Consider the following 23,167-nt stretch of genomic DNA (forward strand, 5'->3'; position numbering starts at 1 on the left):
CGGCACAAGCTGAGGAGTCAACACGGTTCCCCATCTTGGCAGATGCTCAAGCCAGAACCACGATCGGTCGCGTTGGGTGAGGCGCCAGCTCCGGGCGGTGGGTAAGTAGTACGACGGTACGGCGGCCCGCCGCGCGGTACAGGTCGGTCAGCAGGCTCCGGGCGGTCTCCTCGTCCAGGTGCTCGGTCGGCTCGTCCAGGACCAGTACGTCGTGGTCGGCCAGCAGCAACCGGGCGAACGCGAGCCGCTGCCGCTCTCCGCCGGACAGCCGGGCGCCGTGCTCCCCCACCATCGTGTCGAGCCCCTTCGGCAGGTCGTGCACGAAGTCACCGAGTCGCGCCCGGTAGAGCGCGTTCCACAGCTGCAAGTCGCTCGCACCGGGCTTGGCGAGCAGCAGGTTCTCCCGGATGCTCGTGTCGAACACGTAGCTCTCCTGGGTCAGCAGTCCCACCTTGGTCCGCACCTCGTCGCTGTCCAGCCGCCGTACGTCGGAGCCGTCCAGCAGCACCTCACCGCCGCGCGGTTCCAGGAAGCGGAGCAGCACCAGGGCCAGCGTGCTCTTGCCGGACCCGCTCGGACCGGTGATCACCACCCGGCTGCCCGCAGGCAGGTCCAGGTCGAGGTCACGCAACACGTCGTCGGACCCGTAGCCGGCCCGCAGCCCCCGGACCTGCAGCCCAGACCCCGCCGGCATCGGCAGCGGCGCGGCAGGCTCGGCCACCGGCACCGGCGTGCCCAGCAGGTCCTCCACCCGCTGCAGCGCAGCGCGCACCCGGATCGCCAGCTGCGCCGCGAGCGGCACCCCGCCCAGCACGTCAGCCAGCGCCAGCGGCGTCAGCACCAGCACCGCGTAGACCGGCCCCGACTCACCCGTCCCGAGCACCAGCCCAGCGATGCTCGCCGCCCCGACGCACAGCACCAGCAGCGCGCCGCCGAGCCCGGTGCTCCACGCAGACCGCTGCTGCGCCGCCGCCAGCCGCCGGTCCGCCGTCTCGAACGACGCCAGCACCTGGTCCACCGCCCCGAACGCCAGTACGTCGCCCGCAGTCTGCAGGTTCTCGGTCGCAGCAGCCGCGACCTCACCGCGATGCCCAGCCATCATCCGCTCGGCCCGCGCAGCACTGGCCGCCGTCAGCCACGGCACCACCGTGCAGGCGACCAGCACCGCTACAGCCACAGCAGCACCCGCTACCGGCAGCAGCAACACCAGCAGCCCAACAGTCGCCGTCGCCGTCACCACCGCGACCACCAAAGGCAGCAGCACCCGCAACCACAGGTCGAGCACCGCATCGATGTCCAGCACCAGGCGCGCCAGCAGGTCCCCGCTGCGGGTCGACGCCAGTCCGACGGGCGCCAGCGGCTCCAGCCGCTCGGTGATCCGCGCCCTGGTGTCGCCGAGCACCCGGTACGCCGCGTCGTGGCCGGCCAGCCGTTCGACGTACCGGAAGACACCGCGGCCGACGCCGAAGGCCCGCACCGCCACGATCGCCACCAGCAGCGTCAGCACCGGCGGCTCGGCAGACGCCTTGGTGATCAGCCACGCCGAGGTGGCCAGCAGCCCGACCGCCATCCCCGACGCCAGCACCCCAGCCAGTACGGCGAGCAGCAGTCGTAGCCGCACCCCACGCTCCGGCATCACCAGCAAGCTCATACCGGCACCAACTCCCTCGACACCGACACCACGCGATCAGCCGCCTCCATCAACGCCGGCCGGTGCGCGACCAGCAGCACCGTCCGCCCGGTCGACCGCAGCCCAGCGACCACCGCAGCCTCGGCCACCGGGTCCAGCCCAGCCGTCGGCTCGTCCAGCAGCAGCACCGGCGCATCGGTCACCAGCGCCCGAGCCAGCGCCACCCGCCGCCGCTGCCCACCCGACAGCAACTGCCCCTGCTCCCCTACCGGCGTCTCCAGCTCCAGCTCAGCAGCCCCTGCCGTGTCGAGCGCCGCTCGCACCTCAGCGTCAGTCGCCGAGGGCCTGCCCAACCGCACGTTCTCCGCGATGCTCCCGACCCGCAGTCCCGGCCGCTGCGGCACCCACCCGAACTGCTGCCGCCACAAGCCCATGTCGAACTCGTCCATCGCACTCCCACCCGCCACGATCACCCCGGACTCCGGCACGACGAACCCGAGGATCGCCGCCAGCACCGTCGACTTCCCCGCGCCACTCGGCCCGGTCAGCGCAACCACCTCACCCGGCCACAGGTCGAGGTCGAAGCTCTGCAGCGCCGGGCGGTCCGCGTACCTGACGGTCACGTCGTGCAGGTGCAGCCCGGTCGTCCGCAGGTCCGGTACGTCGGTCCTGTCGCCCGTCAGCGGCAGCGGCGTCTCCAGCACCCGGAACACCTCTTCACTCGCCGCCACCCCGTCCGCACTCGCGTGGAACTGCGCACCTACCTGCCGCAGCGGCAGGTAGGCCTCCGGCGCCAGGATCAGCACCAGCAGCGCCGTCTCCAGCCCGAGCTTCCCGTCCACCAGCCGCAGCCCGACCCCGACCGCGACCAGCGCGACCGAGATGCTCGCCAGCAGCTCCAGCACGAACGACGACAGGAACGCCAGCCGCAGACTCGCCATCGACGCGACCCGGTGCTCCTCGGTCACCCGGCGTACGGACTCGGCCTGGCCCTTGGCGCGGCCGAACAGCTTCAGCGTCGCGAGCCCGGAGATCACGTCGGAGAAGTGGTGAGCCAGTACGGCGAGCGCCCGCTGCCGCCGCCTGCTGTACGCCTGCGTGGCCCAGCCGACCAGCGCCATGAACACCGGGATCAGCGGCAGCGTCACCACCACCGTCGCGGCAGCGATCAGGTCGCCGGTCGCCATCCAGCCGACGACTCCAGCGGGCACAGTCGCCGCCAGCACCAGCTGCGGCAGGTACCGGGCGAAGTACGGGTCGAGGTCGTCCAGCCCCTTGGTCAGCAGCGTCGTCAGCTGGCTGCTGCGCTCGCTGCTGAGCCAGACCGGCCCCAGCTTCAGCGAGTGCTCCAGCACCTGCCGCCGCAGAGTCGACTTCACCGCTGCCGCCGCCCGCTGAGCCACGACCTCCTGCAGCCAGGTCAACGCTGCCCGGCCGACGACAACCGCCGCCAGCAACCAGGCCACCTCACCGACACCAGAGCCGTGCAGCACGACGCCGGAGATCCCGCGCGCGAGCAGCACCGCCTGCACGATCACCAGCGCACCCGTGGCGACACCGATCAGCACCGACCCGACCAGGAACAGCCGGGCCGCCTTGGCCCGGCGCAGCAACCGCGGATCGAGGGGCTTCATCAGACGCCGACGATCACGCGCTTGCGGAACACCCAGTACGTCCAGCCCTGGTAGAGCATCACCACCGGGGTGAAGACGGCCGCGACGACGGTCAGGATCCTCAGCGTGTACGGCGTGGAGGCGGCCGCCGCCGTGGTCAGCGTCGAACCCGGGTCGAGCGTCGACGGCATCACCGCGGGGAACATGGCGACAAAGAGAGACGTCACCGTCAGCGCGATCGCCAGCGCGGTCCCCGCGAACGCCCAGCCCTCCCGGCGCAACCTGTTGGCCAGCAGCGCGCCGACCAGTGCCAGCGCAGCCAGTACGGCGATCAGCACCGACCAGCGGTCGCCGCGGAGCTGCTGAGCCCAGGCCAGGAACCCGACGGCGAGCACCGCCGCCACCAGCCCGGTCCACCCGGCCAGCCGGTTCGCCCGCTCGCGCAGCTCGTCCGTCGTACGGAGTGCCAGGAAGATCGCGCCGTGGGCCACGAAGACGGCCGTGAAGGTCACACCGCCCAGCAACGCGAACGGGCTCAGCAGGTCGCCGAACCCCCCGACGAACTCGTACGACGCGTCCAGCGGGATGCCGCGGACCAGGTTCGCGAACGCGATCCCCCACAGCAGCGCCGGGGCCAGCGACCCGATCACGATCAGCGTGTCCATCCGCGACCGCCACGGCAGGTCGTCGCGCTTGCCGCGGTACTCCAGGGCGACGCCGCGCAGGATCAGCGCCACCAGGATCCCGAACAGCGGCAGGTAGAACGCGCTGAACAGCGTCGCGTACCACTCCGGGAAGGCCGCGAACGTCATCGCGCCGGCCGTCACCAGCCAGACCTCGTTGCCGTCCCAGACCGGCCCGATCGTGGTCACCACCGCGCGTCGTTCGGGCTCGTCGCGACCGAGCACCCGGAGCAGCGTGCCGACGCCGAAGTCGAAGCCCTCGAGCACGAAGTAACCGATCCACAGGAACGCGATCACCATGAACCAGACCGTCGTCAGTTCCATCGTCATCCCCTCAGTACGCGAAGGACAGCGGCTTGGCCTCGGCCGAGCCGTCGTCGTCGGAGTCGGGCCCGTCGGGATCCTGAGCCGGCGCAGACCCCGCCAGCCCGGCCCGGACGGCCTTGAACATCAGCTTCACCTCGACCACCGCCAGTACGCCGTACAGGAGCGTGAAGCCGATCAGGCTGGTCAGCACCTCTGCGGTCGTCGTCCCCGGTGACACTCCCGCCGACGTCGGCAGCAGCCCGAACACCAGCCACGGCTGCCGCCCGGTCTCGGTGAACACCCAGCCGAAGACGTTCGCGAACAGCGGCAGCAGCGGGAGCGGCAGCGCCATCCAGATCAGCAGCCGGTGCGGTTCGCGGCCCTTCCGGGTCATCCACAACAGCAGCGCGGCCAGCGCGACCGAGGTCATCCCGACCCCGATCATCAGCCGGAAGGTCCAGTAGGTCAGCGGGACGTTCGGGTTGTACGAGCCGGGGCCGTAGAGCTTCTCGTACGCCTCCTGCAGGTTGTTGATGCCCTGCACCTCGCCGTCGAAGGTCCCGGTGGCCAGGAAGGACAGCAGGTACGGCACCTTGACCGAGAAGATCTCCTTCGAGCCGTCCAGCGTCCCGACCGTGAAGACCGAGAACGCGGCGGGCTTCTCGGACTGGTAGAGCGCCTCGGCGGCCGCCATCTTCATCGGCTGCACCTCGGTCATCACCTTGCCCTGCTGGTCGCCGCTGAGCGCCACGCCGGCCCCGGCGGCGATCACGATCACCGCGCCCAGCTTCATCGCGGTCCGGAACGCCGCGGTGTCGACGCCCGGCCGGCGGACCAGGTGCCAGATCGCGACCCCGGCGACGAACGCGCCGCCGACCATGAACGCGGCGAAGATCGTGTGCGGGAAGGTGACCAGGACGACCTTGTTGGTCAGCACCGACCAGAAGTCGGTCAGCTCGGCGCGGCCGCGCTCGGCGTTGTAGCGAAAGCCCACCGGGTTCTGCATCCAGGAGTTGGCCGCCAGGATGAAGTACGCCGACAGCTGCGTGCCGAGCGCGACCATCCAGATGCAGGCCAGGTGCACCTTCTTCGGCAGCCGGTCCCAGCCGAAGATCCAGAGCCCGATGAACGTCGACTCCAGGAAGAACGCGAGCAGCCCCTCCAGCGCCAGCGGGGCGCCGAACACGTCGCCGACGAAGCGTGAGTAGTCGCTCCAGTTCATCCCGAACTGGAACTCCTGGACCAGCCCGGTGACCACACCCATCGCGATGTTGATCAGGAAGAGCTTGCCGTAGAACTTGGTCAGCCGCAGGTACTTGTCCTTGCCGGTGCGCACCCAGGCGGTCTGGAGGCCGGCCGTGATCGCGACCAGCGAGATCGTCACTGGGACGAAGAAGAAGTGGTACACGGTGGTGACCGCGAACTGCCAGCGGGCCAGGTCGAGCGTGTCCATCGGGGCCCCTCCCGAAGATCTACGACGTTACGTAGTAGATGCTAGCGCAGATCTACGACGGAATGTAGTAGATACCGCCGGTGATCTACTACAATGTGTAGTTATACTGGTCACGTGACCACCGACCCGAAGGCTCCGCGACCGCTCGGCGAGCTCGAGCGGGTGGTGATGGAGCAGCTCTGGGCGGCCGAGGGCGCGCTCACCGTGCGAGAGGTGCACGAGCGGCTCTCGCGCACCCGCGACCTGGCCTACACCACCGTGATGACGGTGCTGGACCGGCTGGCCAAGAAGAAGCTGACCGAGCGCGAGCGCGACGGCAAGGCCTGGCGCTACAAGGCCTCGGCACCGCGCGCCGACCTGGCCGTCGACCTGATGCGCGACGCGCTCGACCAGGCCGGCGACCGCCGGGAGGCGCTGGTCCGGTTCGTCGGCCAGGTCTCCGACGAGGAGGCCGCGCTGCTGCGCGAGGCCCTGAGCAAGCTCGAGGCGCGAGAGGGGTGATCACCCCGATCCTGCTCGCGGCACTGGCTCTGGTGCTGACCGGGCCGGCCCCGGCGTTGCTGGCTCGCTCCAGCTGGCCGTACCGGATCCCGCGCGCCGCCGTAGCGCTCTGGCAGGCGCTGGCGATCGCCGCCGTACTGGCTGCGCTCGGCGCCGGCATCTCCCTGTCCTACTCAACAGCTGGCGAGCCCGGCGAGCCGCGCTTCGACCCGTCATCCCTACGCGACCTGGCTGCGGCTGCAGTGCTCGCACTGACCGCCCTGGTCGCCATCAGACTCCTGTACGCCGCCGGCCGCGTAGCCGTCGGTACCCGCGCCCGCCGCAAGCGCCACCGCGACCTGGTCGACGTACTGGCCACACCGGACGGCCTGATCCCCGGGCTGCGGGTGCTGGCCGAGGAGACGCCGCTCGCCTACTGCCTGCCCGCGATGCGCGGCTCCCGCGTCGTGGTGTCGGTGGGCGCGCTCGACCGGCTCGACGACAGCGAGCTGCGCGCCGTACTGGCGCACGAGCAGGCGCACCTGCGCGCCCGGCACGACCTGGTGCTGGAGGCGTTCACGGCGCTGCACATGGCGTTCCCGCGCTGGGTCCGCAGCGACGTGGCGCTGGAGCAGGCGCGCACGCTCGTCGAGCTGCTCGCCGACGACGACGCCCGCCGCCGCAACGGCCCGCTCCCGCTGGCCCGCGCCCTGGTCGCACTGGCCGGCTCCCCGGCACCCGCCGCGGGCCTGGCGATGGCCAAGTCCGCGACGGTGCTGAGAGTCCAGCGCCTGGCCGACCCCGAACCGCGCTTCCCCCTGCTGTCGGCGGCCACCTACGCGACGGCGGTCGCACTGCTCGTGCTGCCCACCGTCACCGTCGCCGCTCCCGTGCTGAAGGCGCTGGCCGAAGCCGTCCGCTGACGCCTTTTGTTGCTTACAGCAATTACTTACCCGAAGTGCTTACCCTCACCTCGCGCCACCGCCAGCAGCACGAGCCCCGAAAGAACCAGCAGAACAATCATGGTGAAAACGAACGTCAGCACTGACCTGCAACTCTCCCCGCCTGGAATGCGAACAACCTCACTGGTGATACGCACCTAGTCTTCCAGAAGTTCCCCGAAAGCCTTGGCCACCTCGTCGACCGGCCACGCCAACGTGTCCGGAGTCACCACCAGCTCGACCCACGACCACCCCGGGACGTCGGCCGGCTGCCAGGTCCAGGTCAGCGACTCGCGCGTCGCCTCCATCCGCCGGACCGCGGCGCGCTCCATCTTGTCGGCCGGGCGTGGCGCGTAGACGCGGAACGAGTTCGTGTGCGGCGGCTCGGGGAAGACCCGGTAGCCGGTGGCCTGCAGCGCGACGGCCAGCTCGACCGCGCGGTCGTGCAGGTCACCCATCAGCGGCAGCAGCGAACGCAGGCCCTCGCGGGCGGCCACGGCGTACGGGAAGAGGGTGTAGGGGTTCGCGCCGAGCCGCCGCTGCCAGCGGCGGACCTCCGCGATCACGTCGGCCGGCCCGGCGACCGCTGCTCCGGCCAGCCCGCCCAGGCCCTTGTAGAACGAGACGTAGACGGTGGTGGCCAGCTCGGCGATCTCGGCCAGGCTGTGACCGAGGTACGGCGTGCTCTCCCACAGCCGCGCACCGTCCAGGTGCAGCGGTACGCCGCGCGCCGTACAGGCCTCGGCGAAGATCACCAGCTCGTCCCAGGTCGGCAGCACGAACCCGGCGTCGCGCAGCGGCAGCTCCAGCGTCACCGCCGCCAGCGCACCCGGTACGGCGGCCAGCTCGTCCGGCCGCGGCTGCCGCGGCTCGGAACACAGCCGCTCGATCCGGAGGTGGTGCACCTCCTCCAGCGCGTTCAGCTCGTGCACCAGCAGGTGCGACAGCCCGTGGACGGCGACCCGCTGCGTACCGGCCCGGTCGGCGAAGACCCGGAGCACGCTCTGCTGCGCCGCGATCCCGGTCGGCATGAACACGGCAGCCGGCTTGCCCAGCAGCTCGGCGACCTCCGCCTCCAGCAGCGCGACCTCGCCGCCACCGCCGTAGCTGTCGCGCTGCTCGTCGGTGGCCACCTCGGCGAGCCGGCGGAGCGAGTCCGCCGCCGACGGCCGCCGCCCGGTGAGCCAGCGGGTGGACTCGGCGGCAGCGGCCTGACGGCGTACCTTCAGGTCTTCGGAGGAGTCAGCCACGCGTCCATCCTCTCCCTTGCGGCAACCGGGTTTTCAGACCTGGGTGGTGACGAGGTGCTCCCCTGCGACGGTCCGGATCTCCACCGAACGCACCTGCTCGACCGGGACCAGCACACCGCCACTGAACCGGCTCCCCTCCTGGGCAGCCTTCTCCGACACCGTCCAGCTCCCCGCCGTCCACGTCCGGCCGGACGTGTCGGTGACGAGCATCTCGCACTCGGCGCCGGCCTTCAGACCGGTCAGCTTGACCACGACCCAGCTCCAGCCGGTCCGCGGCTCGACCGTCGTGGCCATCGTCGTTCCGGTCGCTGCGTCGGTCGTGCTGACCTGCTTGGACCCGGCCGGGGTGTCCTCGGCGACCACCTGGTCGACCGACTGCCTTCCGATCGCGACACCACCGCCGAGCGCTCCGGCGACGATCACCGCGGCGGCTGCCGCCAGCAACCACGGCCTGGTCCGGCGCCGCGAGGTGGTCTCGACCTGCTGCGCCGGGGTCGCCTCAACAGGAGTCGTCCGGGCAGCCCGCAGCGTCCGCTGCAGCAGCAGGTCGCCGTCGGCCGGCGGCCCGTCCAGGAACGCCTCCGGCGGAACCTCGCCGAGGAACTCCTGCATCTCCTCGAACTCCACCAGCTCGGCCCGGCACTCGGCGCAGCCGGCCAGGTGCTGCTCGACCTCACGGGCCTCGTCGGGCTCCAGCGAACCCAGCGCGTACGCGCCGAGCTGGGAGCGGTCGTGCCCGCTGTCACTCGTACTCATCGGGCCACCTCCGCTCCGGTTCCACCCAGCACACTCCGCAGGGCTCGGAGGGCGTAATACGATCTCGACTTCACGGTACCGGGCGGAACGCCCAGCTCCTTGGCTGCCTCGGTCACGGTCCGGCCGCGGTAGTACAGCTCGACCAGGACCTCCCGGTGCTCCGGCGTGACCTGCTCCAGCGCCTCCAGCACGACCATGCTGTTCACGACCGACTCGGAGTGGTCGCCCTGCACCGGCGGCAGGTCCTCCACCTCGGCGACCTCGGCCGGCCGGACGGCGCGCGCCCGGGCCCGGTCGGTGACGATGTTGCGGGCCACGGTCAGCAGCCAGCCGCGCACCGAGCCCTTGCCCGACACCAGGTCGTCGGAGTGCTTCCAGGCCCGCAGCAGGGTCTCCTGGACGACGTCCTCGGCGGCGGCCCGGTCACCGGTCAGCCGGGTCGCGTACGCGAGCAGGCTGCGGCCGTGCTCGGCGTACAGGGCGCGGATCAGCTCCTCGCCACTGCGGTCCGGCTCGCCCACCGCGGTCCTCCCGGCCTCGATGCTCGCGGTCGTTCGTACGATAGGCGATGCCGCCCGCCGGACGGGCGCAGGGCCCGCCAGCGGGCCCCGCAGCGCGTGTCCGATGGACATGACGGCGGCTCAGTAGCCGCTGTTGCCGGAGTCGCTGCCCCCGGCCGGAGTGGTGATCTTCTTGCCGTCGGCACCGACCACCCACCACTTGCCGAGCACGCCCTGGCCCTTGCCGTCGCCGGCCTGGGTGTCGGGGGCGTACTGGTACAGCGGCAGGCCGGCCAGCGTGACCTGCTTGCTGCCGTCGGTCCGGGTCACCGTGCCGACCAGGGATGCGTCGATACCGTCCAGTTGCGGTGCGGCGGTGCCGGCCTTCACCGGCGGCCAGAGGGCGGCGCACTCGCCGTCACAGGTGGAGGGTTTGCCCGCGCTGTCGTTGTCGAACACGTACAGCGTGCGCTGGTTGCCGTCGACAACGACCTTGCCGAAGTTCGCGACGTCCGCCGTCGCCAGCTTCGGGGCGGAGCCGGCGTCCGGCGTACTGGCGGTGCTCTGGCTCTGCGGGGCGGCAGCCGGGGTGTCGTCACCGCCACCACAGGCGGTCAGGGCCGCCAGGCCGAGTACGGCGGTGGCGGCGGCAAAGGCGAAACGCTTCATGGGTCCTGCTCCTCGGAATGGTGTGTTTCTCGAACACCTTCCACACGGACAGATCCCCGGACCGGTTCAGCGGGGTTATCGTCACGTCATGAGCAACGACATCCCTGCCGCGGTCCAGCGTGCCCTGGACGCCATCGACCAGCTCGACGCCGACGCCTTCGTCGCCGCCTTCCACACCGACGGTTACGTCGACGACTGGGGCCGCAAGTTCCAGGGCCCGGACCGGATCCGCTCCTGGAGCGACGCCGAGTTCATCGGCAAGAAGGTGACCTTCGCCGCTACGTCGGTCGCCACCGCCGGCAACCCGATCACCCTGCTGACCCAGGTCGGCGGCGACGGCTTCAACGGCCCGTCCCACTTCACCTTCGACGTCCAGGACGACCGGCTCGCCTCGATGACGATCACGGCCTGAACAGGACCTTCCCGGTCCGGGTCAGACCGCGTGGACGGTCAGCAGGTCGCCGAGGCCTTTGAAGTCGTCCGGGTTCCGCGTGTACAACGGCAGGCCACGGCACGATGCGATCGCGGCGATCATCAGGTCCAGCCGCCGCGGCCGGGGATTCCGGCCGGCGTCGAGCACGAGGGCCACCAGGCTGCCGTACCGGCCCGCGGCATCGGCGTCGAACGGCAACGGCTCGAACTCGCTCACCCCGGCGTGCAGCACCTCGGCGCGGGCGGCCATCGTCACCGGATCCTTCGCCATCGTCACACCCTGGTAGAGCTCGGCCAGCGTGATCGTCGTGAGCTCGGGGTAGTCCGGAAGGTCGTCGGGATCGAGCACTCCGAGGTCGATGAACGTACAAGTGTCCAGCACACCGGAGGTGGGCAGCGCGGTCACTCGCGATCCCACACGTCGTCGTCGTCCAGGCGGTCCGCGCCGCCGAAGATCTCATCTCCCTCGGCCCGCAGGCGATCGGCGTCGATGCGCGGCAACCGGCGATGCCTGGCCACGAGGTCCGCCGCGGTCATCCGCCGGCGCCTGTTCAGCGGACGCAACTCGGCGACCTCGGAACCGTTCCTGGTGATGTGGAACGTCTCCCCTGCCTCCACAGCATCCATCACGGCCGCGGACTGGTTCCGGAACTCGCGTTGCGTGATCACCTTCATATCCCAAGCGTAGCGCGGTGGGACACACCTCGCTACAGCTTGCTGCTACGCCGGTTCGGTCTCCCGGATGCGCTGGGAGATGACCGCCGAGACGCCGTCGCCGCGCATCGTCACGCCGTACAGGGCGTCGGCGACCTCCATCGTGCGCTTCTGGTGGGTGATCACCAGGAGCTGGCTGTTCTCGCGCAGCTCCTCGTAGATCTCCAGCAGGCGGCCCAGGTTGGTGTCGTCGAGTGCGGCCTCGACCTCGTCGAGGATGTAGAACGGCGACGGGCGGGCCTTGAACAGCGCGACCAGGAAGGCGACCGCGACCAGCGAGCGTTCACCGCCGGACAGCAGTGACAGGCGCTTGACCTTCTTGCCCGGCGGGCGGGCCTCGACGTCGATGCCGGTGGCGAGCATGTCGCTCGGGTCGGTCAGGACCAGGCGGCCCTCACCGCCGGGGAAGAGCCGGCTGAAGACGTGCTCGAAGGCGACCTCGACGTCGCGGTAGGCCTCGGTGAAGACCTGCTCGACCCGCTCGTCGACCTCCTTGACGATGTCCATCAGGTCCCGGCGGGACTTCTTCAGGTCGTCGAGCTGCTCGGCCAGGAAGCGGTGCCGCTCCTCCATCGCCTCGAACTCCTCGAGGGCGAGCGGGTTGATCCGGCCGAGCTGCCCGAGCGCGCGCTCGGCGGACTTGAGCCGCTTCTCCACCTTGGTCCGGTTGAACGGCTCCCCCGGCCGCTCGACGTCCGGGTCCTCGCCCTCCTTCGGCGGCAGCGGCGGGACCAGCTGGTCCGGCCCGTACTCCGCGACGAGCTGCTCGACCTCGGTTCCCAGCTCGCTGAGCGCCTTCTCGTACAGCTGCTCCAGCTTCATCTTCTGCTGGGCCCGGGCGAGCTGGTCGCGGTGGACGGTGTTGGTCAGCTGCTCCAGGTCGGAGCTCAGGTTGCGCGTGGAGGAGCGGGCCTGAGCCAGCCCCTTCTCCCGGTCGGCGCGCTGCGCCTGGATCGCCGAGCGCTCGGTCGCCGCGAGCTGCAGCGAGCTCTCCAGGCGAGCCAGCACGTGCCCGGCGGCCAGGTGGACGGCCTGCGCCGCCTCCGACTGCCGCGCTCGCCGCGACGCCCGCGCGATCGCCCGGGCCCGCGCCTCGCGCTCCTGCCGGGCCGCGCGCTCCAGCGAGTCAGCGCGGCCGGACAGCGCCCGGGCCCGCTCCTCGGTGGTGCGCAGCGCCAGCCGCGCCTCCATCTCGGCCGCGCGGCCGGCCTTGGCCGCCTCGCTGAGCCGGTCGCGCTCGGTCGGGTCCGGCTCGTCGCCGCCGTCCTCGTCGAACATCTCCGCGTCGCTGAGCCGCTGCTCGAGGTCGGCGAGGCCGGACAGGTTCCGGTCGCGCTCCTCCTCGGCCGCGGCGATCGCCTCGGCCATCCGCTGCGCCTCGCCGCGCGACGCCTTGGCCATCGACCCGAACTGGGCCAGCTGCTCGGCCACGGCCGCCATCGCCGCGTCCGACTCGTGCAGCCGGGCCAGCGTGATCTCGACGTGCTCCTTCTGCGCGCTGCGCTCCTGCTCCAGCGCGGCCAGCTCGAACCGCAGCCGCTCGCTGCGCGCCGTCGCCTCGGTGAGCTTCTCGGCGGCCTCGTCGACCGCGGACTGCACCTCGATCAGGCTCGGCGCGGCGTCCGACCCGCCGTACGCGAAGTGCGCACCCAGTACGTCGCCCTGCCGGGTGGTCGCGGTGACGTCGGGCAGGTGCTGGACCAGGGACTGCGCGGCGGCCACGTCGTCGACGACCGCGACCTTGCGCAGCAGCCGGCGCAGCGCCGGGCGCAGCTGCTCGGGGCAGTCGACGACCTCCACCGCGTACGTCGCGCCGTACGGGAGCTGCGGCCAGGACGACTGGTCCTCCGCGGGAGCGTCACCGAGCAGCATCCCGGCGCGGCCGAGGTCGTGCTCCTTCAGGTGCCCGACGGCTTCGACGGCGGCGGCCTTGTGCGTCACGGCGACCGCGTCGGCGGCCTCGCCGAGGGCGGCCGCGATCGCGGTCTCGTACCCGGTACGGACGCTCAGCAGCGCGGCGACCGAACCCATCAGCCCGGTCACCTGCTCGGAGGCGGCCAGCAGGGCACCGGCGCCGTCCTTGCGGTTCAGGCCGATCTCGAGCGCCTCCTTGCGGGCGGCCAGACCGGTCCGCTCGCGCTCGGCGTCGCGCTCCTCGGCGCGCACCTTGGTGAGCCGCTCGTCCATCTCGTCCAGGACGCTCTGCGCGGCCTCGAACTGGTCGTCGAGGCCCTTCTCACCGGCGTCCAGCCCGGCGACCTGGGTCTCCAGGGCGGTGAAGTCGTGCTGCGCCTTCGCGGCGCGCTGCTCGGCCTCGCGCTGGTTCGCGGCCAGCCGGCCGATCTCGGACTCGGCGGCCGACGCGCGGCTCTTCAGCGCGTTCACCTGGCCGGTCAGCCGGGCCAGGCCCTCGCGGCGGTCGGCGGACGCCCGGATCAGCGCGGCGATCCGGCGCTCCTCCTCGGCGTGCTCGGCCTCCAGCTGCTGGCGGCGTTCGATCGACTCGGCGAGCACCTCGGAGTGCGCCTCGACCTCGGCCTCGATCTGCGCCTCGGTCTCGCGGACCCGGGCCGCCTCCAGCTCCAGCTCCTCGGGGTCGCGGCCGGCCCGCGGCTCGTCGGCCTCGTCGTTCAGCGACCGGATCCGGTCGGCGGCGATCCGCGCGGTGCCCTTGATCCGTTCCCCGAAGCCGGACAGCGAGTACCAGGTGTCCTGGGCGGCCTGCAGCGCCGGCGCGTCCTCGCGCAGCGCCTCCTCGAGGTCGGCCTCGGTCTCGCGGGCCTCGCGCAGCGCCGCCTCGATCTCGGCCCGGCGCTGGGTCATCGCGGCCTCGTCCTTGAGCTCGGCCTCGAGCGCGGACTGGGCCTGGACGATGTCGTCGGCGAGCAGCCGGGAGCGGCCGTCGCGGACCTCGGCCTGGATCGTCACCGCGCGCCGGGCCACCTCGGCCTGCCGGCCGAGCGGCTTGAGCTGGCGGCGGATCTCGGTGATCAGGTCGCCGAGGCGGTGCACGTTGCCCTCGGTGGACTCCAGCTTCCGCAGCGCCTTCTCCTTGCGCTTGCGGTGCTTCAGGACGCCGGCCGCCTCCTCGACGAAGCCGCGGCGGCCCTCGGGGGTGGCGCGCAGGATCGAGTCGAGCTGGCCCTGGCCGACGATGACGTGCATCTCGCGGCCGATACCGGAGTCGCTGAGCAGTTCCTGGACGTCGAGCAGCCGGCAGTTCTGGCCGTTGATCTGGTAGTCGGAACCACCGTTGCGGAACATCGTCCGGGAGATCGTCACCTCGGCGAACTCGATCGGCAGCGCGCCGTCGGTGTTGTCGATGGTGAGCACCACCTCGGCGCGGCCCAGCGGGCTGCGGCCGGAGGTGCCGGCGAAGATGACGTCCTCCATCTTGCCGCCGCGCAGCGACTTCGCGCCCTGCTCGCCCATCACCCAGGCCAGCGCGTCCACGACGTTGGACTTGCCGGAGCCGTTCGGGCCGACGATGCAGGTGATCCCTGGTTCGAAGTTCATCGTCGTCGCCGAGGCGAACGACTTGAAGCCCCGGAGCGTCATGCTCTTCAGGTACAAAGCCTTGCTCCCAACCCGTGAAAGGACAGCCGGTATCCGATGGAACCGTCGTAACTGCCGGTGACGCTGCGGCTACCCGGGGGAAGGTGTTCCAGGCCCGAGTCTACGTCGGCCGGCCGCGCGCTCGGTGCAGGCGCTCGGTCCGGCGCGGAAAACGCAAAAAGTACGGCGGAGGCCCGGACGCGGGCCGCCGCCGTAGCCTGGATCCGCGACGGATCCAGGCTCAGGTGCTGCGGACGGTGCGAAAGCTCCCCGGGACCGGACGGCCCCGGGTCAGCTGGTACTGACTGGTCTGTCGCGCTGGTCAGACGTGGGCAGGCTCGTTCAGTGCCTCGTCCACGGTGAGCAGCCGACCGTCGTGTACGGCTGCGACCAGGTGGTCGTTCTCCGCCTGCAGCCGCATCACGTGCGCCTCCAGGTCCGCGACGCGCCGGTTGAGCAGTCGAACCTGCTCGAGCAGACGCGGGTCAGTGCCTCCAAGATGCCCTAGAAGAGCCTTGGCCATTGTGCTGTCCTCCGGAAGGGTTTTTCTGGCCGGTAGCGCCCCAGGTCCGAGGAGCGCTTCTCAAAAGATGTGCCGTCTTTCAGGGTGACACCCGCAGTGCCAAGGGTCAACCTGGGGTACGTCAAATCATGGTTTACCGCTCACCACCGGGCGTGTCGTGGCACCGGCTGGCACTTCGGGCAGCGGAACGAGGAACGGTTCATGAACGGTTCGCGCCGGATCGGGCGGCCGTCGCGCGGGCACGGCGAACCCTCCTGGCCGTAGACCGCCAGACCGCGCTCGAAGTAGCCCGATTCCCCGTTCACGTTGACGTACAGGGCGTCGAAGCTGGTGCCGCCGACGTCCAGCGCCTCGGCCATCACGGCCTTGGCGTGACCGAGAATCTCCTTGGCCTGTTGGGGTTTCAGGGTCTCGGTGGCCTTCGCGTAGTGCAGCTTGGCCCGCCACAACGCCTCGTCGGCGTAGATGTTGCCGATCCCGGAGACGACCGTCTGGTCGAGCAGCGCCCGCTTCAGGCCGGTCTTGCGGCGGCGCAGTTTCGCGGCCGCCTCGTCCAGGTCGAACAGCGGGTCGAACGGGTCCCGGGCGATGTGCGCGATCTCGGCCGGCAGCTCGGCGCCGCCTTCGGCGTACGACAGACCACCGAACATCCGCTGGTCCAGAAAACGGACCTCTCCGCCGGTGTCGGCGAACCGGAACCGGATCCGCAGGTGCTTCTCGTCCGGCGTCCCCGTCGGCTGGACGCGGAACTGGCCGCTCATCCCCAGGTGCGCGAGAACGGCGTCACCGGACTCCAGCGGGAGCCACAGGTACTTGCCGCGGCGGGCCGGCGTACCGAACGTCTGGCCCTTCAGCGTCGCGACGAAATCGTCCGGCCCGGCGAGGTGCCGCCGGACCGGACGAAGGTGCAGTACGTCGACGGCGTCGATCGTCCGCCCGGTGGTGAAGTCCGCGAGTCCGCGGCGAACGACCTCTACCTCAGGAAGTTCAGGCACCTCAGGGCTGCTGGGACGGGTCGATGCTGTCGGGATGCGCGGCGCGCAACGCCTTCCACGCCGTCTCGGCCGCCTGCTGCTCGGCTTCCTTCTTGCTCCGGCCGATGCCGTGCCCGTAGGTGTCGGAACCGATCCGGACCCGCGCCTCGAAGGTCTTGGCGTGGTCCGGGCCGGACTCAGCGATCACGTACTCGGGGACGCCGACGCCGAGCTGGGCGACCAGCTCCTGCAGCGACGTCTTCCAGTCCAGACCGGCGCCGAGCCGTGCCGACGACTCCATCAGCTCGTCGAACAGCGTGTGCACGACGCCGCCGGCCACCTCGAACCCACGGTCCAGGTAGACGGCGCCGATCAGCGCCTCGACGCAGTCGGCCAGGATCGACGACTTGTCCCGGCCGCCGGTGGCCTCCTCGCCGCGCCCGAGCCGCAGGTACTTGCCGAGCTTGAGGTCGCGAGCGACCCCGGCGAGCGCGCGCATGTTGACCACGGCGGCGCGCAGCTTGGCCAGCCGGCCCTCGGACAGGTCCGGATGGTTACGGAACAGCGACTCCGTGACGATGACACCGAGCACCGAGTCCCCGAGGAACTCCAGCCGCTCGTTGGTCGGCAACCCACCGTTCTCGTACGCGAACGAACGGTGGGTGAAGGCGTGCTCCAGTAGTTCGTCAGCCAGCGATACGCCGAGCCGCTGGTTCAGCTCGGCGTAGAGCCCCGTCTCGTTGACCGAATTCACTGACTGGTGCCGTTTAGCTCTCGACGACCTGGCGACGCTCGCCCTTCGCGCCGTACTGGCCGCAGGTCGGGCAAACGGTGTGCTGCAGGTGCTTCGCGCGGCAGGCGGGGTTCACGCAGGTCACCAGCGACGGGGCAGTGGTCTTCCACTGGGCCCGGCGGCTGCGGGTGTTGCTGCGCGACATCTTCCGCTTCGGAACGGCCACGGTTATGACTCCTCGGTTCGGCCGGAGGCTCGAGAACCCGGCCGGCTTGGTGTGCGGTTGCTCTGTAGTTGTACTGCCCCCGTACCGCGGTACGGGAAGATCTGAGGTTACTGGTCCGGCCGGTCGTCCTGCGCCACCAGCCCGCTGAGGGCCGACCAGCGAGGATCGACCGCGTCCTCGTGCTTGTGCCCCGGCGCGTCGTCCAGCCGCACCCCGCACTCGGGGCACAGACCGGCACAGTCGTCGGTGCACAAGGGCGTGAACGGCAGTGCGAGCACCACCTGGTCCCTCAGCGCCGGCTCGAGGTCGATCAGATCGCCCTCCATCCGGCTGGCCTCGTCGGGCTCGGCGTCGCTCTCCGGGTAGACGTACAGCTCCTGGACGTCGGCGAGGAACTCGTCCTCGATGTCGACCAGGCACCGCGCGCACTCCCCGACCAGCCGGCCCTGGGCCGTCCCGGTCACGAGCACCCCTTCGACCACCGCTTCCAGTCGTAGGTCGAACTGGATCGGGTCGCCTTCGGGTACGCCGATCACGTCGATCCCGAGATCGGCCGGTGCCGGAACCGTGAAGGAGACTTCGCGCTGGGACCCGGCGCGGCGAGACAGCTCGTGGGTGTCGATCACGAGTGGGGACCGCGGGTCCAAGGCGCTCAGAACATCCCTTTCAGGCGTGGGCAGGCAGAATCTCGGTCTCAGCGAGACCGAGGAACAACATTACCAACTCCGGCGCCACTAGCCCAATTCGGGGTGACACTAGAGTTTCGCGGCGAGTCGGACGTGAACGGCGGGTGGCAGGAAGGCGTCGACCGGACCGCCGAGTCTCGCAATCTCCTTGACCAGGCTGGACGACACGTAGCCGTGCTCCGGCGCGGTCGGCAGGAACAGTGTGTCCAGGCCGGTCAGCCGCCGGTTCATCTGCGCCATCCGCAGCTCGTAGTCGTAGTCGCTGCCCGAGCGCAGGCCCTTCACCACCACCTGCGCGCCGACTGCGCGGCAGTAGTCGACGAGCAGCCCGTCGAAGGTGTCCACCCGGACGTTCGGGTACGGCGCGGCGATCTCGGTCAGCATCCCGACCCGCTCGGCGGCGTCGAACATCCGCTGCTTGGACGGGTTCACCCCGGCCGCGACGATCACCTCGGTGAACGCCGCAGACGTCCGCGCGATGACGTCCAGGTGGCCGTTGGTGGGTGGGTCGAACGTGCCTGGGAAGACCGCTCTACTCATGGCGGTGACCGTACCAAAGCCGGGCCTCGCCGTACTTGCGGTCCCGCAGCGCGGCGAACCCCTCCGGCCACTCCCACGGCTCCCGCTTGCCGCGCTCGACCACCACGACCGCGGCAGCGGCCAGCCAGCCGTGCTCCAGCAGCGCCACCAGCACGTCCTGCAGCGCTTCCGTCTCCAGCTTGTACGGCGGGTCGGCGAACACCAGGTCGAACACCTCGCCCGCGTTGTCGCCCTGGGCAACCTTCTCGACGGGCCGGGTGAGCAGCGTCGCGCCCGGCAGCCCGACCACGCGGATGTTCGCGGCGATCACCTCGGCGGCCTTGCGGTCCTGCTCGACCAGTACGACGCGCGCGGCGCCGCGGGACAGCGCCTCCAGCCCGATCGCGCCGGACCCGGCGTACAGGTCGAGGACCGCGAGGTCCTGCATGCCGCCGAACTCGGTCTCGACGGAGGCGAACATCGCCTCCCGGACCCGGTCCCCGGTCGGCCGCGTCCCGGTCCCGGCAGGAACCGCGATCCGCCGGCCACCGGCAACCCCCGCGATGATCCGGCTCACCGCGCGCCCAGCCTGCTCATGTCTTCTCCAAGTACTCAGCCGCCTCGGACTCCAGCGTCTCCGCCACGAACGCCTTCAGCGCCGGGTACTCGGCCAGCGAGGCGTCCACGGACACGATCGAGTTCGCCACGTGCCGGGCCGCGTAGATCACGTCCTCGTCGCGCAGCACACTCAGCAGCTTCAGGCTCGTCCGCCGCCCCGACTGCGCCACCCCGAGCACGTCACCCTCGCGCCGGTTCTCCAGGTCGATCCGCGACAGCTCGAACCCGTCCGTGGTCGACGCGACCGCGTCCAGCCGCTCCCGCGACTTCGACGCCGGCCAGCTGTCGGTCACCAGCAGGCACAGCCCCGGCACCTGCCCCCGCCCGACCCGGCCGCGCAGCTGGTGCAGCTGCGAGATGCCGAACCGGTCGGCGTCCAAGATCACCATCGTCGACGCGTTCGGGACGTCGACGCCGACCTCGATCACGGTGGTCGCGATCAGCACGTCGGTCTCCCCCGCGGCGAACTTGGTCATCACCGCGTCCTTCTCGTCGGCCGGGAGCCGCCCGTGCAGCACCGCCTTGCGCAGGTCCGGCAGTACGTCGTCCAGCACCTCGGCCACCTGCAGCACCGAGATCGCCGGCCGCGGCTTGCCCTTCGCCTCGGTCTCCTCCTCGGCGCCGGCCGCGAACTCGCCCTCCTCGTCGGCGGCGTTCTTCACGTCGTCGCCGATCCGCGGGCAGACGACGTACGCCTGGTGGCCCTTCTGGACCTCCTCGCGGACCCGCTCCCAGGCCCGCTCCAGCCAGGCCGGGCGTTCCTTGGCCGGGACCACCGACGACTTGATCGGCGACCGCCCGGCGGGCAGCTCGGTCAGCGTCGACACCGACAGGTCGCCGAACACGGTCATCGCGACCGTGCGCGGGATCGGCGTCGCGGTCATCACCAGGACGTGCGGCGTGTTCTCCCCCGACTTCGTGCTCAGCGCGGCCCGCTGCTCGACCCCGAACCGGTGCTGCTCGTCGACCACCACCAGCCCGAGGTCGGCGAACTGGACCTTGTCCTCGAGCAGCGCGTGCGTCCCGACGACGATCCCCGCCGCGCCGCTCGCGGCGTCCAGCATCGCCGTACGCCGGGCTGCCGCGTTCAGCGAGCCGGTCAGCAGCCCGACCTTGGTGGCCCGCTCGGCGCCGCCGAGCATGCCCTGCTCGGCCAGCTCGCCGAGCATCTTGGTCAGCGTCTTGTGGTGCTGGGTCGCGAGCACCTCGGTCGGGGCGAGCAGGACGGCCTGGCCGCCCGCGTCGACCACCGACAGCATCGCCCGCAGCGCGACGACGGTCTTGCCGGACCCGACCTCGCCCTGGAGCAGCCGGTGCATCGGGTGCGCCCGGGCGATGTCGGCGAAGATCTCGTCGCAGACCTCGGCCTGGCCGGCGGTCAGCTGGAACGGCAGCCGTGCGTCGAAGTCGTCGAGCAGCCCGCCGGCGGTCCGCTCGCGCGGGACGGCCTTGAGCGCGTCGGTGACGGCCCGGCGCTGGGCCAGGATCGTCTGCATCACCAGCGCTTCCTCGAACCGGAACCGCTTCTCGGCCGCCCTGATGTCGGCCTCGGTCTCCGGCAGGTGGATCTTCTGCAGCGCGTCCCGCAAGCCGATCAGGTCCTCGTTCTTGAGGATCAGCTCGGGGATCGGGTCGTCCAGCTCCTCGAGGTTGTCCAGGACGATCTTCAGGCTGCGCTCGATGGTGGCCGTCGGCAACTTCGCGGTCGCCGGGTAGAGCGGCCGGAACGGCTTGGCCCGGCGCTCGATCTCGGCCTCGCTGAGATCCTCCTCGTCGAGGATCTCGGTGCCCGGGCCCTTCAGCTGCAGGGTCTCCCGGAACTTCGTCACCTCGCCCCAGAACAGCGCGGCGGTGCCCGGCGTCAGCTTGTTGGCCAGCCAGGGCTGGTTGAAGAACGCCAGCTCCAGGTCGTTGCGGCCGTCGGTGACCACCACCTTGGTGATCGTCTTGTGCCGGCGGAACTTGTTCACCTCGTCCGGGCGGATCTCCTGCTTGGAGTCCAGCGACCGCACGGTGACCTTCTTCACCCGGCCGTTCACGGTCGCCTGGTCGCCGACCTCCAGCTCGTCGAACGGCGTCAGCTCACCCTTCTTCAGGTACCGCCGCGGGTAGTGCCGCAGCAGCTCGCCGACGGTCTCGATCCCGAGCACGTCGGTGAACGTCTTGGCCGTCCGGGCGCCGAGGAAGTCGCGCAGCTTCCGGTCGATGTCTGTCTTCATTCCACCCCGATCAGCAACGGGTACCGCTCCTGCCCACCGTCGTACACCATCACGTCGACATCTTTGCGGTGCCGGCGCACGTGCCGGACCACCGCCTCGACCAGTTCGGCGTCCGCCTCACGGCCGCTGACCACGGTCAGCAGCTCGCCGCCACCGCCCAGCAACCGGTCCACGACGCCTGTCGCGGCCGTGGTCAGATCCTCGGTGATCAGCGTGAAGTCGCCGTCGACCACCCCCAGCGCGTCGCCGATCCGGCAGGTCCCGGCCATCGTCCAGGCGTCCTTGACCGCGATCGTGACCGCGCCGTGCCGGGTCTGCCCGGCCGCCGCCGACAGGTGCACGACGTCGTCGTCGAAGCTGCGCTCGGGGTCGTGCACGGCGATCGCGGCCAGCCCCTGGACCTGGGCGCGGGTCGGGATCACAGCCACCCGTACGCCGTCCTGCCGCGCGGCAGCGGCCGCGGCCTCGGCGACCGCGATCGAGTCCTTGTCGTTCGGCAGCAGCACAATCTCCGGCGCCTTCGACTGCTCGATCGCCCGCAGCAGCTCACCGGTCGAGCAACGCCGGCCGGGACCACCTCGTACGACGATCGCTCCCGCCTCGCCGAACAGCTCGGCCAGCCCGTCCCCGGCGGCCACCGCGATCACCGCGCGCCCGGGGACCGGCGCGTGCGGCGCGAGGTCGGCGAAGTGCGTGACCCGGATCCGGTGCGGGCGCCCGATCCCGATCCCGAGCTCGATCACCGCGCCGACGTCGTCGGTGTGCACGTGGACGTTCCAGAGCCCGTCACCGCCGACCACCACGACGGAGTCGCCCAGACCGGTCAGCGCCCGCCGCAGCTCGCCGATCCGCCCGTCGTCGGCGTCCAGCAGGTACATCACCTCGTACGCCGGCCCGTCCGGCCCCAGCTCGTCGGCGCCGGTGAGTGCGAGCGCAGCGCTGTCGCCGGAAGCTGCTGCCGCCGCGATGTCGCCGGAGGCGACAGGCGCTCGCGGGCTGCGCGCCGGGACCGACCAGTCGAACCCGGCCGGGCGACCGGACAGCACCGACTCCATCGCGCCGAGGATCACCACCAGGCCGGCTCCCCCGGCGTCGACCACGCCGGCGCGCTTCAGCACGTCGAGCTGCTCGGTGGTCTTGGTCAGAGCGACCCGCGCAGCCGCGACGGCAGCCAAGCAGACCTCGGCGAGGTTCTTGTCCTCGCTCGCCGCAGCAAGCGCCGCGTCAGCGGCGACCCGGGCGACGGTCAGCATGGTCCCCTCGACCGGCTGAGCGACGGCGCCGTATGCCGCGTCGGCGGCGAAGACCAGCGCCTCGGCAAAGGCCACCGCCTCGCTCGGCCGCTCGGCCGCGGCGCCGCCCGAGGGCGGGCCCTCGGCCGACAGCATCTCCATCAGCCGCAGCCCGCAGGCGCGCACCAGCTGCGACGTGATCACCCCGGAGTTCCCCCGCGCCCCGAGCAACGCGCCCCGCCCGAACGCCTGGACCGCCTCCGCGAACGTCAGCTCGCCCTCCGGCAGCGCGTCGCACGCCGCCTCCCAGGTCAGGTACAGGTTGGTCCCGGTGTCGCCGTCCGGGACCGGGTAGACGTTGAGATCGTCGATCTCCGTCCGCGCCCGGCCCAGCTCGACGAGCGCCGTACGGGCCCAGCTCCGCAGCACCCCGACCGTCAGCTCATCCACGCCCG

23 protein-coding genes are annotated in these 23,167 nt (G+C 71.1%); 3 read left to right on the forward strand and 20 right to left on the reverse strand.

What is annotated here, in order from left to right:
- Nucleotides 1–46: 46 nt before the first annotated feature.
- From cydC to AB0M01_RS32710, 4 genes are read right to left on the reverse strand one after another with little or no spacing between them, the layout of a single operon-like run.
- Nucleotides 47–1,651 carry a thiol reductant ABC exporter subunit CydC gene (gene cydC, locus AB0M01_RS32695; RefSeq protein WP_363676341.1) on the reverse strand — a complete coding sequence of 535 codons (1,605 nt, stop codon included), beginning with the start codon at nucleotides 1,649–1,651 and terminating at the stop codon, nucleotides 47–49.
- Nucleotides 1,648–3,264, reverse strand: coding sequence for a thiol reductant ABC exporter subunit CydD (cydD, locus tag AB0M01_RS32700; RefSeq protein ID WP_363676342.1), 1,617 nt, complete (start codon nucleotides 3,262–3,264; stop codon nucleotides 1,648–1,650). Before cydD ends, cydC begins: the two co-directional genes overlap by 4 nt.
- A complete protein-coding gene (gene cydB, locus AB0M01_RS32705; RefSeq protein WP_363676343.1) occupies nucleotides 3,264–4,250 on the reverse strand; it encodes a cytochrome d ubiquinol oxidase subunit II in 987 nt (328 codons plus the stop codon). Before cydB ends, cydD begins: the two co-directional genes overlap by 1 nt.
- A gap of 10 nt (nucleotides 4,251–4,260) precedes the next feature.
- Nucleotides 4,261–5,685: a cytochrome ubiquinol oxidase subunit I gene (locus AB0M01_RS32710; RefSeq protein WP_363676344.1), complete on the reverse strand. Its 1,425-nt coding sequence runs from the start codon at nucleotides 5,683–5,685 to the stop codon at nucleotides 4,261–4,263.
- Between the two features lie 114 nt (nucleotides 5,686–5,799).
- Between AB0M01_RS32710 and AB0M01_RS32715 the strand changes: the two genes are divergently transcribed.
- Nucleotides 5,800–6,186, forward strand: coding sequence for a BlaI/MecI/CopY family transcriptional regulator (locus AB0M01_RS32715; RefSeq protein ID WP_363676345.1), 387 nt, complete (start codon nucleotides 5,800–5,802; stop codon nucleotides 6,184–6,186).
- The gene (locus AB0M01_RS32720) at nucleotides 6,183–7,088 is read left to right on the forward strand and encodes a M56 family metallopeptidase (RefSeq protein ID WP_363676346.1); all 906 of its coding nucleotides are present in this window, start codon (nucleotides 6,183–6,185) and stop codon (nucleotides 7,086–7,088) included. Before AB0M01_RS32715 ends, AB0M01_RS32720 begins: the two co-directional genes overlap by 4 nt.
- A gap of 176 nt (nucleotides 7,089–7,264) precedes the next feature.
- On the opposite strand, the gene AB0M01_RS32725 is transcribed toward AB0M01_RS32720, so the two are convergent.
- From AB0M01_RS32725 to AB0M01_RS32740, 4 genes are all read right to left on the reverse strand, one after another.
- Nucleotides 7,265–8,356 (reverse strand): beta-eliminating lyase-related protein, encoded by a 1,092-nt coding sequence (locus AB0M01_RS32725; protein WP_363676347.1) that lies wholly within the window; start codon nucleotides 8,354–8,356, stop codon nucleotides 7,265–7,267.
- Between the two features lie 33 nt (nucleotides 8,357–8,389).
- Complete coding sequence (locus AB0M01_RS32730; RefSeq protein WP_363676348.1) at nucleotides 8,390–9,112, reverse strand: zf-HC2 domain-containing protein; 723 nt, start codon at nucleotides 9,110–9,112, stop codon at nucleotides 8,390–8,392.
- Nucleotides 9,109–9,633 carry a sigma-70 family RNA polymerase sigma factor gene (locus AB0M01_RS32735; RefSeq protein WP_363676349.1) on the reverse strand — a complete coding sequence of 175 codons (525 nt, stop codon included), beginning with the start codon at nucleotides 9,631–9,633 and terminating at the stop codon, nucleotides 9,109–9,111. The genes AB0M01_RS32730 and AB0M01_RS32735 overlap by 4 nt, the downstream gene beginning before the upstream one ends.
- A 120-nt stretch (nucleotides 9,634–9,753) precedes the next feature.
- Nucleotides 9,754–10,281 carry a hypothetical protein gene (locus AB0M01_RS32740; protein WP_363676350.1) on the reverse strand — a complete coding sequence of 176 codons (528 nt, stop codon included), beginning with the start codon at nucleotides 10,279–10,281 and terminating at the stop codon, nucleotides 9,754–9,756.
- Between the two features lie 88 nt (nucleotides 10,282–10,369).
- On the opposite strand from AB0M01_RS32740, the gene AB0M01_RS32745 reads away from it, so the two are divergent.
- Nucleotides 10,370–10,693: a nuclear transport factor 2 family protein gene (locus AB0M01_RS32745; protein WP_363676351.1), complete on the forward strand. Its 324-nt coding sequence runs from the start codon at nucleotides 10,370–10,372 to the stop codon at nucleotides 10,691–10,693.
- A 21-nt stretch (nucleotides 10,694–10,714) separates the two neighbouring features.
- Here AB0M01_RS32745 and AB0M01_RS32750 read toward each other — a convergent pair whose 3' ends face one another.
- The 12 genes from AB0M01_RS32750 to AB0M01_RS32805 all read right to left on the reverse strand — a co-directional run bounded on the left by AB0M01_RS32750 (nucleotide 10,715) and on the right by AB0M01_RS32805 (nucleotide 23,162).
- The gene (locus AB0M01_RS32750) at nucleotides 10,715–11,119 is read right to left on the reverse strand and encodes a type II toxin-antitoxin system VapC family toxin (protein WP_363676352.1); all 405 of its coding nucleotides are present in this window, start codon (nucleotides 11,117–11,119) and stop codon (nucleotides 10,715–10,717) included.
- Nucleotides 11,116–11,388, reverse strand: a complete 273-nt coding sequence (locus AB0M01_RS32755) for a type II toxin-antitoxin system prevent-host-death family antitoxin (RefSeq protein ID WP_363676353.1) — start codon at nucleotides 11,386–11,388, stop codon at nucleotides 11,116–11,118. The genes AB0M01_RS32750 and AB0M01_RS32755 overlap by 4 nt, the downstream gene beginning before the upstream one ends.
- Nucleotides 11,389–11,433: 45 nt before the next feature.
- A complete protein-coding gene (gene smc, locus AB0M01_RS32760; protein ID WP_363676354.1) occupies nucleotides 11,434–14,985 on the reverse strand; it encodes a chromosome segregation protein SMC in 3,552 nt (1,183 codons plus the stop codon).
- Nucleotides 14,986–15,304: 319 nt separating this feature from the next.
- Nucleotides 15,305–15,505: a hypothetical protein gene (locus tag AB0M01_RS32765; protein ID WP_363676355.1), complete on the reverse strand. Its 201-nt coding sequence runs from the start codon at nucleotides 15,503–15,505 to the stop codon at nucleotides 15,305–15,307.
- 140 nt (nucleotides 15,506–15,645) lie between these two features.
- Entirely contained in the window at nucleotides 15,646–16,500 is an 855-nt protein-coding gene (gene mutM / locus AB0M01_RS32770) for a bifunctional DNA-formamidopyrimidine glycosylase/DNA-(apurinic or apyrimidinic site) lyase (protein WP_363676356.1), read from the reverse strand.
- Nucleotide 16,501: 1 nt separating this feature from the next.
- The gene (gene rnc, locus AB0M01_RS32775; RefSeq protein ID WP_363676357.1) at nucleotides 16,502–17,233 is read right to left on the reverse strand and encodes a ribonuclease III; all 732 of its coding nucleotides are present in this window, start codon (nucleotides 17,231–17,233) and stop codon (nucleotides 16,502–16,504) included.
- 13 nt (nucleotides 17,234–17,246) lie between these two features.
- Nucleotides 17,247–17,438, reverse strand: coding sequence for a 50S ribosomal protein L32 (gene rpmF / locus AB0M01_RS32780; protein WP_077012766.1), 192 nt, complete (start codon nucleotides 17,436–17,438; stop codon nucleotides 17,247–17,249).
- A 107-nt stretch (nucleotides 17,439–17,545) separates the two neighbouring features.
- Nucleotides 17,546–18,064 (reverse strand): DUF177 domain-containing protein, encoded by a 519-nt coding sequence (locus AB0M01_RS32785; protein WP_363676358.1) that lies wholly within the window; start codon nucleotides 18,062–18,064, stop codon nucleotides 17,546–17,548.
- A gap of 129 nt (nucleotides 18,065–18,193) precedes the next feature.
- Nucleotides 18,194–18,664 carry a pantetheine-phosphate adenylyltransferase gene (gene coaD / locus AB0M01_RS32790; RefSeq protein ID WP_363676359.1) on the reverse strand — a complete coding sequence of 157 codons (471 nt, stop codon included), beginning with the start codon at nucleotides 18,662–18,664 and terminating at the stop codon, nucleotides 18,194–18,196.
- Entirely contained in the window at nucleotides 18,657–19,220 is a 564-nt protein-coding gene (gene rsmD, locus AB0M01_RS32795; protein WP_363676360.1) for a 16S rRNA (guanine(966)-N(2))-methyltransferase RsmD, read from the reverse strand. Before rsmD ends, coaD begins: the two co-directional genes overlap by 8 nt.
- A gap of 16 nt (nucleotides 19,221–19,236) precedes the next feature.
- Complete coding sequence (gene recG / locus AB0M01_RS32800; RefSeq protein WP_363676361.1) at nucleotides 19,237–21,480, reverse strand: ATP-dependent DNA helicase RecG; 2,244 nt, start codon at nucleotides 21,478–21,480, stop codon at nucleotides 19,237–19,239.
- Nucleotides 21,477–23,162 carry a DAK2 domain-containing protein gene (locus tag AB0M01_RS32805; RefSeq protein WP_363676362.1) on the reverse strand — a complete coding sequence of 562 codons (1,686 nt, stop codon included), beginning with the start codon at nucleotides 23,160–23,162 and terminating at the stop codon, nucleotides 21,477–21,479. Before AB0M01_RS32805 ends, recG begins: the two co-directional genes overlap by 4 nt.
- Nucleotides 23,163–23,167: the final 5 nt, after the last annotated feature.

The organism is Kribbella sp. NPDC051770 (assembly GCF_040681455.1).
In the GTDB taxonomy this organism is placed as follows: Bacteria; Actinomycetota; Actinomycetes; order Propionibacteriales; family Kribbellaceae; genus Kribbella.